10 protein-coding genes and 2 riboswitches are annotated in these 14,736 nt (G+C 35.5%); all 10 genes read right to left on the reverse strand.

Annotated elements, in window-relative coordinates:
• Positions 1-2: 2 nt before the first annotated feature.
• Complete coding sequence (locus tag NBX25_RS11500; RefSeq protein ID WP_250253696.1) at positions 3-1,535, reverse strand: T9SS type A sorting domain-containing protein; 1,533 nt, start codon at positions 1,533-1,535, stop codon at positions 3-5.
• Between the two features lie 150 nt (positions 1,536-1,685).
• Positions 1,686-1,869: riboswitch (cobalamin riboswitch) on the reverse strand.
• Between the two features lie 191 nt (positions 1,870-2,060).
• Positions 2,061-4,382: a DUF5074 domain-containing protein gene (locus NBX25_RS11505; protein WP_250253697.1), complete on the reverse strand. Its 2,322-nt coding sequence runs from the start codon at positions 4,380-4,382 to the stop codon at positions 2,061-2,063.
• A 27-nt stretch (positions 4,383-4,409) separates the two neighbouring features.
• The gene (locus tag NBX25_RS11510; protein ID WP_250253698.1) at positions 4,410-5,603 is read right to left on the reverse strand and encodes a cell surface protein; all 1,194 of its coding nucleotides are present in this window, start codon (positions 5,601-5,603) and stop codon (positions 4,410-4,412) included.
• Between the two features lie 14 nt (positions 5,604-5,617).
• Positions 5,618-6,754, reverse strand: coding sequence for a YncE family protein (locus tag NBX25_RS11515; protein ID WP_250253699.1), 1,137 nt, complete (start codon positions 6,752-6,754; stop codon positions 5,618-5,620).
• A complete protein-coding gene (locus tag NBX25_RS11520; protein WP_250253700.1) occupies positions 6,751-8,802 on the reverse strand; it encodes a TonB-dependent receptor plug domain-containing protein in 2,052 nt (683 codons plus the stop codon). The genes NBX25_RS11515 and NBX25_RS11520 overlap by 4 nt, the downstream gene beginning before the upstream one ends.
• 113 nt (positions 8,803-8,915) lie before the next feature.
• Positions 8,916-9,102, reverse strand: a riboswitch (cobalamin riboswitch).
• 134 nt (positions 9,103-9,236) lie between these two features.
• Positions 9,237-10,259: a cytochrome-c peroxidase gene (locus tag NBX25_RS11525; RefSeq protein WP_250253701.1), complete on the reverse strand. Its 1,023-nt coding sequence runs from the start codon at positions 10,257-10,259 to the stop codon at positions 9,237-9,239.
• 16 nt (positions 10,260-10,275) lie between these two features.
• Entirely contained in the window at positions 10,276-11,142 is an 867-nt protein-coding gene (locus tag NBX25_RS11530; RefSeq protein WP_250253702.1) for an MbnP family protein, read from the reverse strand.
• 45 nt (positions 11,143-11,187) lie between these two features.
• Positions 11,188-13,167 (reverse strand): TonB-dependent receptor plug domain-containing protein, encoded by a 1,980-nt coding sequence (locus NBX25_RS11535; protein ID WP_250253703.1) that lies wholly within the window; start codon positions 13,165-13,167, stop codon positions 11,188-11,190.
• Between the two features lie 4 nt (positions 13,168-13,171).
• Entirely contained in the window at positions 13,172-14,095 is a 924-nt protein-coding gene (locus NBX25_RS11540; RefSeq protein ID WP_250253704.1) for a hypothetical protein, read from the reverse strand.
• A gap of 267 nt (positions 14,096-14,362) precedes the next feature.
• A complete protein-coding gene (locus NBX25_RS11545) occupies positions 14,363-14,734 on the reverse strand; it encodes a hypothetical protein (protein ID WP_250253705.1) in 372 nt (123 codons plus the stop codon).
• Positions 14,735-14,736 lie beyond the last annotated feature (2 nt).

The raw sequence follows: 14,736 nt of genomic DNA on the forward strand, positions 1-14,736 counted from the left end.
TGTTATTTTTTAAATATTTTAATAGAATGTTGAGTTTCATCAACCTGTAGTGTTATAATATAGATTCCTGTAGGATAGTTTTTCAAATCTACTGGAGTAGTGCGATATGGAACAGGAAATTCTTTTACCAGCTGTCCTGCCATATTAATTACCTTTCCACTTGCTTTTTTAAAGTCAGCATTTACTACTATATTAACAAAATCAGTAGTAGGATTCGGATAGGCCTCAATGAAAACTTTAGGTGTGCTTCCTTCTTTTCTGCCTAATTTAATAACCCAATAATCCTGTTGCCCATAAGCTTTTGCTTTTTTATCACCTTGGGCATCCGAATTTGAGTTACCCACTAATACTACAGATCCGTCTCTGGTTTCAAGTGCAGTCTGCAGATAACTGAAATAATCTGTTTTCAGTTCTTTTTCCCACTTCATTTCTCCTTTACGATCAATAATCATCGTCTGATAATTGGAAACAGATCTTTGATTTGAATGTCTGTCCTTTACATTTTTTAATTCACTACCTGCCAATAAATATTCCTGCTCCCGGGTAAAGATTAAGTGATTGATATCCTGATTTTGGCTAAGCTCTTTTTTAAGGGTAGAGATCGTATTCAAATCTTTGTCTACTTGTAATACAATGAGTTCTTTTTTTCGAATATTTTGGGAAATAACCGCTAAATGAAAAACCTGATTTCTAGCATCAAAATAAGCTGAACTTAGAAGCGTTGTTTCATTTTCTCCGAAACGGAAGGATTTTTCTACATCACCTTTTTTATTAAGCTTTAATATTTCAGCTTCAAAACCTTTAATGTTACCATTTGTACCAGGAGAATTGGAATGTCCCAGAATAAAATAATTTTGCTCTGTCTCAACAATAGATTTTAAAACCTCGGTTTTGCTCCCTCCAAATGTTTTATCCCAACTTATTTCTCCTTTGGAATCCAGTTTAAGCAGCCAATAGTCTTTTCCGCCTTTGTTTTCAGAGGTTTTATTTCCAGATTTTCCAGAATCAGAGATTCCAGCAACCAAATATCCTCCATCTTTTGTCTGAATAATAGAGGTAAGCTCTTCACTTCCTTCTCCCCCCAGTGTTTTCTGCCATTCGATAGTTCCTTCTGCATTAATTTTAAGAATCCAATAATCTGCAAGTCCAAATCCTGATTCTTTTTTATCTCCTGATAAAGAAGAATAAGAAAATCCACCTAAAATGTACCCTCCATCTTTTGTTAATGCTCCGGAAGTCAGAAAATCATTTTTATCACCACCAAAACGCTGCTTCCATTCTTCGGTACCATTTTCATTGAGTTTTGAAATGAAAAAATCCAGATCTCCCTGAGTTGTTTTTTGATCTCCGTTTACTTTATCAGAAGCAGAGCTTCCCAGTAATAAAAATCCATAATCCGGAGTAGCAATAGCATTGTACAGATACTCGGACTGTTTTCCTCCCATACTTTTTTCCCACAAAACATCCTTATAAGGATAGGTTTGTGCATGAAAAAAATTAACAAAAGGAAAAAGAAGTAAAATTCTTTTTACCATATTATAATTTATTTATGTTCTAAGTTTCTTTAGATACAGATGCAACAGGAAGGGATAGAAAATATGTATAACTATAAAAATACATCAAGAACAAATGACATAAAAATTTTTATAGTATCCAGATGACTAAAGGCTTCAAATCGCGAAAGCATCGTCAATTCAGAATAGGCAGGTCTCCTGGCTTGTAACAATTTTCATCATCCTTCCCGCTTTGTGCAGTGGATATACTGAGGACAAAAATCTATATGTTACTTACAGTTGCGCGACAGCTCGTGATTTCAACACGATTCCCTATTAATTTACATTATGTAAAACCTGTTCTGCTTGATAAAGAGTAAGATTATATTAAAGAACTATTTATTTAAGGCAAAGATAAGTATTTAAGCAGGCGTATATGTTATAAAATCTACATTTTAGCCTGTGTTATTATATGATAAATTCCCATAATTACTCGATTTTTTTTAATAAAAAACCCAGCCAAATACTGGCCGGGTCAGAGTGAAACAAAAATTAGCTATGCTAAAATTAATTTTTAATCAGTTTTTGCTGGTAGACAGCTTTATCAGTTGTTGCTTTTAGAATGTATATTCCTTTTGGTAACATGTTCACATTTACTTGTCCCTTATTAAACTGAGTATTGATAAACTTACCTGAAGCATCATAAATAGAAACATTTATCACTTTTTCCTGAGTTTTAATATAAACTACATCCGTAGCCGGGTTTGGATAAATACCAAAATTTAATTTCTGAACTTCTGAAGTTGCTAAGGTAGCTCCCTGGCTAGTAATTGTAATTGTCTTCTCCACAACTTTACCGTTTGAATTGAAGCTGATTACAACATCTGCAGTTCCTGTTCCAAGAGCTTTTAATATCAGCTCATCATCAGCATTAATCACAGCTGAAACCACAGAGGAATTGCTGTTTGATTTGATTGCCTTTACAATAGCAGCATTAAAATTATCTCCATCAGAAACTACTGTTTTCAAATCAATTGTAGTAGTACCTGTAACAGTAACTTGTGATGGCAAAGTATTATTTACAACAGGAGCTGTATTATCCGGGAATACCGTTAATGCAGGGAACCAGTAGTAATCAATCAATGTTTTCGTATTAGTAAGATTACCATTTGCATCATAAATATGCACCCAGTTCTTTTGATAATGACCTCCTGTTTCTGTAGTGTTTACAATAAGTTCTCCCGTTACTGGGTTTACACGTAATGCCGCACCATAAGGAGTCTGCTTATAAGTTTCTGTTTGCTGTGGAATCGTAATAAAGGATTCATTAAAAGTTTTGGTAGTGACATCAAATTTAACAATCTGACTTCCTAATCCCCACATTGCTCCTGCTTTGAACCAATACAATGTATTTTCTGTGTTGCTCGCAGCAAAGCTACCTGCATTCCAGGCCCCCCAAGAATCAGCATAAGTTGAAGTTGGAATACTGTAAGATTGAGTCGTAAATGTTTTAGGATTAATATTTACAAGAGCATTTGTCTGAACTGCCCAGATACTCCCATCCCTAGCCTGTACTATTGACTGAAAATCCCCAGAAATAGTATTGATTACAGTATCTGTATTAGGATCAATCACAAGAATCCCAACTTGCTGCTTCAGAGCAAAAACATGCTTTGAAGTACGGATCATGTTTCCGATCTGTTCACTATAAAGGTTAGCACCTTCAGTTCCTGGTATTACATTACCTACTGTTAAATTATCAATATTAAATAAATAGATACCATTAGAAGCACCAATGTATCCTTTATGTTCATTCACTCCGATAAATGATCTTCCATCACCGCCACCAATATTATCAAACGATTCTATTTTTTGCATTGTCTGTGCATTAGCCACAACAAGTCTTCCTCCTGGAATATATTGGGTATCTCCTCCATCAGCTTCCTGCTTTGAAACAAAATAGAATTTATCTCCATAAATAGTCCCATATTGAGTAGTTGCCCCAAAAGCATGATTATTATTAGCATTGCTGTATACTCTATAATCGATCGAACCGTTATTGTCAATAAAATTTACAGATCCGTTGGTATGCCCGAACCATTCTTCATTCACAATAAAGAATCCGTTGGTGTAGTTCCCTACTGTATTTACAGTCTTCATATTTGCCAAACCTGTCAAAGCCACAGATGAAACATAAGGAGTAACAGGTGTCATTGTTGAAGAAACCGGAACCGTATTGAATGAAGGATTAAAATTCCATACATCCCATGATCCATTTTTCAATACACGGGAAGTAGAACCTACGCTTGAGTATCCAAAATTAGCATTTGCAGGATCTTTAATCCAATAAGACCAGTAACCGTTAGTCATCCATCCGGACTGCCAGTGGTCATTAGCATCTACTGCATTATAAGCATCAAAGTTATAAGCTGTAGTGTTTACGATTCCATTTACCGGAAGAAGCGGTGTGGATGTATTTCCGTTATAATACAAAGCCGCAAGATTCTGCCCATCAAGATCAAAACCAAATCCTCCCACTGCCATTCCTTGAGGTGTGCCCTGATAAAGCAATGTAAAGAATCTCTGATCTGCTTTAGCAATTGCTTTAATCATATCTGCTCCTGTAGCGGTTCCGTTCCATCGGAATCCCCAAACTAAAGCATCCGGATTTTTACTATCATTCCATTGTACAACAAAGGCTGCCTCGTTTGTGCCTGTACCTACCCAATACTTGATATCAGAAAAGCTGATTGATGGGGCAGCTGCCACTTTCAGTTGATTTGCTGACTTTCCCGGAATATCATTCCTAAGAACTCCCTGTACTTTTACCTGTGCATTTGTGAAAAATGCGAACAGAAAAAGCAAGGTAAAAAGATAAAACTTTTTCATTTTTATTAATTTATAGTTGATTGAATTTTAATTAAAATGTAAATCATAAGCACCGGAAACTTCTGTTGAAACCTCTCCAATTCTGCCTGCCTCCTGATTGATTCCTGTATAGACTTTCACAAAATCAATACCTGGGAGTTTTACGTATTTGCCATTTCTGTCAACTGCCCAGGAAATATCTATATTAGAGGCCTCGTCTTTATTTGGAGCATTATCTGCATATCCATACTCATATGATTTTCCTACCCAATAAGATCCGTTTCCACTTTGGTCGTAATAATTATCTTTAAGTTTGGTTCCGGTAAAAGTATAAGAACCATCCGAAATCCACAGAGGATAATAGCTTTGCAAATGGAACATGTTTTTTGTCTTAAACCCGGTATTCCCCAGGTTATCCTTCCATTTGATATATTCTACATCAATATCCCAGCCTAGATTCCCAGGAACAGGAGTTTTATTTTCATCAGGTTTGAAATAGGTAATACTGTAATCTTTAACAGTTGTATTTTTAAAATATTCGCTTCCGGCAATTTCATACCATTCGTTATCATCTGGTTTTCCGTTTTTATTCCTATCATAAGCAACCATAATAATTCCGGGTTCACATGAGCCTGAACGAGGGTCAATAGCAGCATTTCCAAAAAATGCATTCCCAAGTATTTTAAAGTCTCTTCCTTCCAGATTTGGGATGGTATGATCAAAGCCAAAAACAACATAACCTCCAAATCCGCCAAGAGTTATTTCAGACGAATTAGGACCAATCAGAGATTTTTTTGCCTTCTCAAGCATATCATTAGCCGTATTTCCTGATAGATATTCAGGTATGTCATGTACAAATTGTCCTACAGCAGGACGATACTCTAAAACTTTTGAAATATATCCGGTATAGGTTGCTGTTTCTTTTTCTACTATTATTTTTGAATGATATGTATTTACTTTTCCGTTATTTTTTATGGTAAGAGTCAATGGATAAGTACCAACAGTAGGACTGATAAATTCAAGCTCCGAACTTTGTGAAATAACAACATCATTGATACTCCAAGTAATATTTCCAGAAATATTGACTGGAATATTTAATACTTCAAAACGTTCTATGGTATAGGAATCAACCAAACCATTAAAGGCTGTATTCTCTTCATCATCATGTTTACAAGCAGCTAAACCTATAACAGCCAGTGATAATACTCCTTTTTTCAAATAATTTACAATATGTTTATTCATGTTACTCAGTTTTATTATTTATATAAAAAAGCAAAATGGGCAGGAATATTTCCACCTTCAGTTTTCCATTTAAAGTGTCCGTTTTTATCAAAGCAATACACGAATCCCATTGATACATAGTTTCGTGCATCTGTAATGTAAATATCTTCTGTAATAGGGTTTACAGTAATACCGTAAGGCGTTTTAATTGCGTTTACATATTCCTGATCAAAAATTTTATTGGAAATGATCTGCTCTGTTTTCACATCAATAATTCCAAATGTTTTTTGGGAAGTATGGGTATTATAATTAAATTCGTTACCATAATAATATAGCTTATCATTAACAATCGTCATTTCACTTACAGCAATGTGAAAATTCTTTTTCACTAATCCTGTAGTAGCATCTAATAGATATAAACTTGATGGTACTTCATAATAATTTCCACGTGAACTGACATATAGATCTCCATAATTATCTTTTTTAAGACGATGGAGGTTGATTGCAACATCTAGTTTCTTTATCTCTTCGAATGTAGTAAGGTCTATTACTGATACGGTTCTATCATAGTTTGGATCCATATACCCTCCTGAATTAGCAACAAACAGCTGATTTCCTATAATTTCCATTTCTTCAGGCTGATATCCTACTGTCGCCTGACGCTGTATGGAAAGAGAGGTGGTATCAATCTCCACAACTTTTCCTTTCGGAGCATTGGGATTAATATCTATGGGCCCGGCATAACTGCTTGCGTAGGCCTTATCTCCTTTAAAAGTCAGATATCTGCAATTTTGCAACGGAATTGACTTGATACGCTTAGCTGTTCTAGCATCTAAAACCTCTATTTTATTGGAAGCATTTACAATAATATAAAGTTTACTTCCATAGATCTTAATATCATTTCCCACATCTCCTAGCTCTTTAACAACGTTTGGATTAATTTCTGCGTAGATATTTCGGTAGTAGTTTCCTTTTGTATAATCGAAGAAGTCCAGGGTACATTTATTACTTCCCATATTTCCTTCATTCAAAATATAAAATCCTTTTATAGCTGTGTTTTCTGGCTGAGATATTCCCTCTACCACTTCCTGGCGAACAATAATATCATCAGTACGGCAGGAAACAAGAAAAACCAATACAAAAAGTAGCACACAAAAATTTAGTTTTCTCATAAAGTAAAATTTAAAATGAGTTTAAAATTTCTTCCTGGCATTGGATAATTAAGAACTACATCATAATATTGATTGAAAATATTATTCATTTCAAGACCTACCTTAAACTGATGCCCCACCATATTAATTTTTTTCTGAACAGATAAATCATGAGTATACCAAGGTTGAACATAGTTATACTGAATATTATCCTGTTGACCATCATATCGCTCACCTACATAGATCATACTGTAATTGAAACTCCAGCTTTTATAATCGGCCATCATGCTCAAAGAACCGCTATGCCATGGTGTATAAGGGATCTGATTTCCATAAAAAGTATCTCTGGGTTCAATATCATTTCCTGGATTACTAATATCCCTTGCACGCTGATAGGTATAAGTAAGCTGTGGACGGAGTTTCAAGCTTCCAAGCATCATTTCTGCCTGTAGATTAACATCTGTTCCTATGATTTCAACCACTCCAAGATTCATCATCATCCAACGGAACATATCCTGAGTGGGAACTGCAACAATTTTATCTTCTACTCTATTATAATACCCATCTGCTTTAACATAAAAAGCCTTTAAAAAAGAATTGGTAATTTTTTTCTGGTAGGTAAAACCTACATTATACTGATGGGTAAACTCTGGTTTCAAATACGTATTTCCAAGACGGGTATAGTACAAATCATTGAAAGTAGGAAGTCTGAATACTTTTTTGTAAAAAGCTCTGAAAGTAAGCTCCGGAATTTTAACAGGTTGATAGCTTATAAACAGCGCAGGGGTCCATTCGCTCCTGTCATCAGGTCTTTTATTCTTTCTTACCTCTTCAAATGTAAAAGTTCCAAGAAGACTCCCCATAAATTTGAATCTGTTCCACTGATAGGTTGTGGCCAATGCAACCATCGATGTATAACGTGTAGGGTAAGAAAAATTCCGAAGATCTGCATTCAGAGTGTTATACTGAAAATCCCCACTTAGATTAACATCCCAATTGGAATTGATTGAATATAAATTGGAGGAAGAAAGATAAGCTTCCTTCTGTATATAGGTATTCTCTGCATATTTGATATATTCGGAACGGACTGTATCAGCAAAATAAGTATAATCATAAGCAAATTTTGCTTTAAGTTGCGTTTCAAATTTTGGGAATATTTTTTTCCTGAAATTAGCCTGTACAAAGTAGTTTTCGTCACTCATTCTTGCTCCTCTGGCACCAAAACGTCCATTAACAATAGGAGCAGGAATACCTCTGTTTGAAATATAACCATACCCGCGTACATTCCAGCTTCCGTTATTTAAAGTTCCATTGATAGATGTTTCAAAACGTTTTGCATGAATATCAGAATCCTGTCTTTTAGCAATTGTATCGTAAGCCTGTTGTCCATCAGGAAATTTTTTAGCGTAACGATATTTATAAATTCCATCACTCTGGAGAAACTCTGCACTAAAACTTGCTGAAATTCTTTTGGAAATCTTTTGTTCTAAACGGAATGAAGGATTAAATAAATCAATGGAAGCACTTTTTGCCCTGATCAGAAGATTGGTTTTCTTACCGCCGGTGAATGTTGGTGTTTTGGGTTGTAAATAAATAGATCCCGATGACCCGAAATCTTTGGCAGGCTGGAAAATTTCACTTTTCTGACCGTTGTACAATGAGATTTCTTCAAGATCATCCAAAGAATATCTTCCTAAGTCTACCAATCCGTTCTGAGCATTACCTAATTGGATTCCATCATAGAAAACACCTACATGCTGACTTCCCATACTTCGGATATTGACCGTCTTCAAACCACCCATTCCGCCATAATCTTTAATCTGAACTCCGGCAAAATATCTCAGTGCATCAGCAACAGAATGACTGTTGAGCCGTTCAAGCTCTTCGCCTTGTAAGACCTGAGCAGGAATGATTTCTTTAAAATTCTTTTTGTAAATATTGACAGTCTTTATAGCTTCTCCTTTAATACTGTCTTTTTTATGAGTCTGAGAAAACAGGAATTGTGAAGTTAACACGAATGCCGTGAAAACAATTTTATGGAATTGAAATGTAGTTAGTTTTGCTATCATTAGCTCATTCATGGGTCATGATGACGCTAATGGATATAAGAAAAGCAACGACAAAGCACAGCTGTCACTGCACAGAATCATTGTTGTCCTAAGCTTTATTCCACGAAAGCGTCAAACGTTTATTATTTCTGGCAGGTCTTCTGACTTACTCCGTTTTTGAAATCCTTCCCATTCCTAAAAACAGTGGATCTATTTTTCAAAAACTTTGGTGTGGAGCTTACAGCAGCGGGTCTGTTCCGGATTTTCACCGGATTCCCTTTTAAGAGCTTATTATGGCTCACCAAATTCCGCCAAAGATATAAAATTCTCTCCAGATACGATGGCATGCAGAATAAAATGATTATCAATGCATAAACATGAAAAATCCCGTTAGGTTTTAACGGGATTTATACTCAATTTAAACAATTAATCCATGTTGAATCTCTCTATTCTACTTAATGAGTATTGTTCACAAATTCACAATCGCTCAATGTTTTCATAAATAAGATAAGATTGATTTTCTCCTGTTCTGTGAGAGGAATTCTGTTTCCATTATTTTTAAAGGCAGGATCAAGATTATCAGCACCCAAAACTCCTTTATCAAAATAATCAAGCACTGCTCTCAAAGTCGGGAACTGTCCAAAACTTCCATAAGGCGCAGTATACTCTACATTTCGTAAAGAAGGAACCCGGAAACTCATATAATCTGTCGGAATACCGGTCACTCTTCCACGTCCAGCTTCATTGGTATCCGGATTTACAGGAAACCCGATATTTCTAAAGCTCTGATCGGTAAAAAGCTCTGTACTATGGCAACTTGCACATTTCTCCTGAAAAGTTTGGTACCCTTGCGCTTCATTTTCTGTAAAATTATCTTCTTTCCGTTTTACCTTATCATACTTACTATTGGCAGAAATCAAGGTATATTCATACTGTGCTATACTTTTATAAATTCTTTCTGCAGTAATAGTTTCGTCGCCAAATGTTTTTCGGAATAAATCTTTATATGCCAGATCATCTTTTATCTTTCCTATCACTTCCAGAATAGAAGACCCCATCTCTTCATGGGTTATAATAGGAACCAGCGGTTGCTTTTCCAATTCAAGAATATTACCATCCCAATTGTAAAATTTCATAAACAGCATATTCTGAATGGCAGGAACATTTCGTAGTCCTACTCTATTCTTAATCCCTACTCCCTGGGCATTATTGTCTGCAAAGGCATTCCCCTGAATATGACAACTCGAACAGGAAATTGTATTATCTGCACTGAACCTTTTCTCATGAAATAATTTTTCACCCAGCTCTACTCCATATTGAGTAGGCTTATTAGAATTGGTCGAACCATTTAGTTCTGGGAATCCAGGTGGAATATTGAATGGAATTTGTGGATTATCATAAGCAATAGGCTCATAATAATCATTATTACAAGAGATTAACAGAATGATAATGGCTAAAATGCATAATGATTTTTTCATTACTACAGAGAACAGCCTAGTTTTCAACACCACTCACTGAAAACATTCCAGAAATATCACTCGAACCGTTTCCTCCCAGGTTATCAACAAATTTTATCATTTGATTAGCGGTATGAATATTCGGGGTTGCATTACCATCTGATCCTGTTCCTGTAACTAATAGAATCGTATTAATTTTTCCTGTCAACAGCTTATCAAAATCAGCTTGAATAGTAATTTTAGGAGCTTTGTTGTCCACAATGGCATTGTTGGGAAGATTTAAAGTAACTTCTCTGTAAGCATCTACTCCCTGGGTAAAATTGCCTTCTGATCCTTTTATAGTGCTTCCGGTATGAATGGACATCTGTTTATTATCTGTTCCATAAAAGCCTTCAATTTTGGTGAACCGATACCCTGCTCCCCATTCCCACATCATTTGGGTATCATTGGCTCCTGCTGTTGCATAGAACTTTGGAAATTTCACCTGATCCAGTACATTCAATTCTCTTTTTACTCCTAATCCGAATTTGATCCTTTTATATTCTCCCGCGGGTATATTACTCAGTAAATAACGAAGGGTTTCCGGTTTTGACTGGTCAATTACCGTAGCTCCCTGATCCAGATCGTTAACTTTATAAGGAATTTCATTGCCATCTGCTTTTACCAGACGAATATTGCTTATCACATACTTCAATTCTGAAAAATGATGAACCTGTCCTTCTGCTGAAGTATTGGTAGTAGCTGTTACGGAAGTAGCATCACCAAGAACAATGGTTCTGTTTTTAAAGGTATTATTGAATTCAAGTGTTACATTATTGGCAACAGGGTTATCATCACTATTCTGACATGAAATGACTCCTAATGAAAAAGCTGATAATAGTAGATATTGTTTTAAGCTTTGCATTTTAAAAATTTTAAGTTGTTGTTTTAATTAAAGTTTTTATGATCCTTAAAAATTGAATTTTAAAGATGTGAAGATGTTACGCCCCATTCTTGGGATATTTCCCCAATCTGCATAGGTGCTGTAATATTTGTTCAGCAGGTTTTCGGCTCCTACCTGAAAAACCGTTTTAAGTTTTTTAATTTTGAAAGTATAATCCATGGAAAAATTCCAGACAGCGTAAGCTGGTGTTTGATCTTCTCCATATTCCGGGCTGTAATTAAGCTGGATACAATCTCCATGTACAGAAGTCTGAATTCCAAAATTACGATGGGTATAATGTAAAGAGGTCAGATAGCTCAAAGGGCGGATGAAAGGTAAGTTTTTTCCTTTATCATCTCTTCCTCTTGCATACGTCAGTGTTCCTTTCCAATGTAGATCAGGGATAATGCTATAGCTTGTATTCAGAGACACATTAAAAAGTGTTGCATGATCCAGGGAAGTATAGGCCTTCACTCCTACCGATTGATAATTCATAGGGCTTCCCAGACTTAAAATTTTCCCAATGATGTAATTCTGAATATAGAAGTAATTTACCTTAGCTTCAATACTCAATTTTTCATTTTTAAAACCTGCACTGGCATTGGTTTCATAAGAAATTTCATTTTTCAGATCAGGATTTCCAATGTAATCATAGCGATCAAAGCTGTTGTAGATATAATAACCATATCCTTCTGAAACGGAAGGTGCTCTATGCCCATAGCCTGTACCTACAGAAAAGCTAAAGTGATTCTCTGTAAATTGATACGCTGCATGTAAGCTAGGAAGAACTCTTGTTTTTTGTTGAGATGCTCCCGGATGAAAAATCCAGTTGAATTCTGCATATTTGGACTCATTATAGTTCAGTCCTAAGGATCCGCCGAAACTCAAAAGGCTTTTATCAGATATATCCCATTTATTATTCATCGAGAAACTGGCAAAACGGGTGGTAACCCAAGGCCAGCTATAGGCAAACATTGTTCTGTTCTTACGATCCTGCGGATACATGCGCATTTCTGCAATGGATACATTATTGTATGCATTAAGCTCTATGTCTGAGGTATACCGTTCTTTTTTAAGATTTACCGAAGAAACCAATCCATACGTAGTACTCCATCCCGGCATATCCATGTGAACAAGATTTTCAGGACGTTTTGTATCATCCATATAATGCTCTATGGTATTGAAATAGATTTTTGTATCCCAGGATTTAATCAACCCTTCTTTAAACAATTGCTTATAGGAAGCTGATGTAATCATCGCCCTGGAAAGCCATAAATCCATTGTTAATGCAGGGAATCCAACATTTTTTGCCATATCGAAAATGGCATCCACTCTCACTGAAGATAAGGGACTTGTCTTGTAAGCGATTCCAATTCCGGTATTGAACTTATTATATTGAGAGTGATTCACTTCAGCATCATTCCCGTCATAATAATTACCTGCTTTCCGAAAGGAGATATTTCCATCCACTACAAGCTTTTTCCCGGAATAAGATATATTTCCAAGATTGAAAACCTGTTTATTGTTGAACTCAAAGCCTGTCTGATAAGCCCCACTCCACTTCTTTTCAAGACCAAAAGGTGTACTTTTTCTTTTCAGGTCAATACTTCCGGCGACTGTTGCCCCATGAGAACTCCCTTCCTGACCTGATTTTATATCTATCGCTGAAAGCGTATTGCTTTCCAGATAGGAAGTAACCGGATCCATTTTATCGGTGCATGCCCCAAAAATGCGCATCCCATCAAGAGTAATCACAGATCTTTCCGTACTCATATTATTGAGTAAGGGCTCCCAAGCATATGCTCCGCGTTTTATAAAGCTTATTTTGTCAGAAGATGCTAGAAATTCATCTACTGAAACGGCCATTTTTATATCCGTTTCAATCTTCTTTTTATTGCTTTTTACTTTTACCTCAGCTAAATGAGCAATACTATCTTTTCGTACTTTTCTGTTTTGGGCATTGATAATAACTCCCAAAAAGATTAATATAATTCCAAACTGCTTCATGAAATTAGAATAAAGTATCAATAAAAAGTTCACTTTTAACGCCCGGAACACCCGGTGTAAAATCAGTAGAAACCTTAGTTCCTTTGATGATTTTGCCATTTTGGTTCAGCATGATAAAATTTAAGGTCCAGTTTCCTGTCATGGTATAATTGACAATACCGTGATACAATCCGTCATTCCCTTGTATTAAATCCCGATTATTGGGAGATGAATGATTTCCCATGGAAGGTTCCGGCATTCTTGGATCCAATTGCAGAGTATAGTCCTTCACTTCCGAATAGGAAAACTGTATAGGATCGGGAAAATTCCCTGTAGATACAGCAGGCTTATTGTATTTATAGATTCCTGCTATCAAGCTGTTTTCTGCAACTTTCGGTTTTTGAGGTGCAATAAGTGCAATACAATATTGTTCACCGTCATTTCCCGTAAAAGAAGTCATATTAAGGTTCTTATTCCCCTGTTCATTCACCGCGATATCTTTATTGATGGCATATGTCTTCTGGTTGACCGTGAAACTCAAATAAAGCTTCCAATTTGCCAGGGCATTGCTTTTATCCATAAATACGGAATACCCCAAATAGTACTCACCATCTGGCTTATAGTTCAGCATGTATTGATAGGGACATGAAGTTTTGCTTCCATCACCTTTCGTCATGATGGGTAAAAAAGTAACTTCCGAAGCATTGATATTTTCATTCGTCTGAGTATTGATGACCTTTACTCTGATTTCATTATATCCTTTATAAAATGTTCCGTTTAAAGTTTCAATACTTATTTTATAATTATCTTTATTTACAGCTGTTGCTTCTTTAAATTCATAGAGTTCCGGAACAGCTGTATTGGTTTCATTTTCGTAATCTGTTTTGTCGAGGGTGCAGGAAACAACCATCAACAGTGCACTCATTACAAAAAGTTGATACATTTTCATTGTTGATTTTTTTAGTTGATAATACAATAGAAATACTTTGAATGTTAAAACATCCTCTTTTACCACAAAAGACACAAAGATTATATAACACTTAAGTTATTTAAGAGGTATAAATGAATTGTTGAGAAATACACTTAGGCTTTATGAAAATCAAATATTTTCAAGTTTTATGAACTGTATAAGCATAAGATTCCAAGCCTATTTACAATCTGCTAAATAAACTTTGGTAACTTCTGTGGTTAATTTCTATAAGTGAATAGTTGAATCCTAAAAAACAGGTGGTTTGAAAATGTGTTTCAGAAACAGAAAAGAATAATCTGTTTCGTAGAGAAAATTGAAATTGGAAACAATAATTTTTCCGGTGATAGCAACTTCTACAATCTCAGGCAGCGTGTACATATCAAGAATTTTCTGTCCTGAATTCTTTGCTTTGTTGAAAGGAGTAGATTCCGTATCAGCAGTGGTTTTTGCCAGCTCTTTGCTTAAGTAGCATTTTCCGTTACAGTGAACTTCCGGTTTGCTTTTATTGACACAAAGCGTGTTGACAATATAATTATAATTTACAGCATACTCAACCAAAGGGATCAGAGGTCTGAACACCATATAGCCAATAAAGAGTATGCTGTAAATTATTTTCATTA

The organism is Chryseobacterium sp. Marseille-Q3244 (assembly GCF_940807095.1).
Taxonomy (GTDB): domain Bacteria; phylum Bacteroidota; class Bacteroidia; order Flavobacteriales; family Weeksellaceae; genus Chryseobacterium.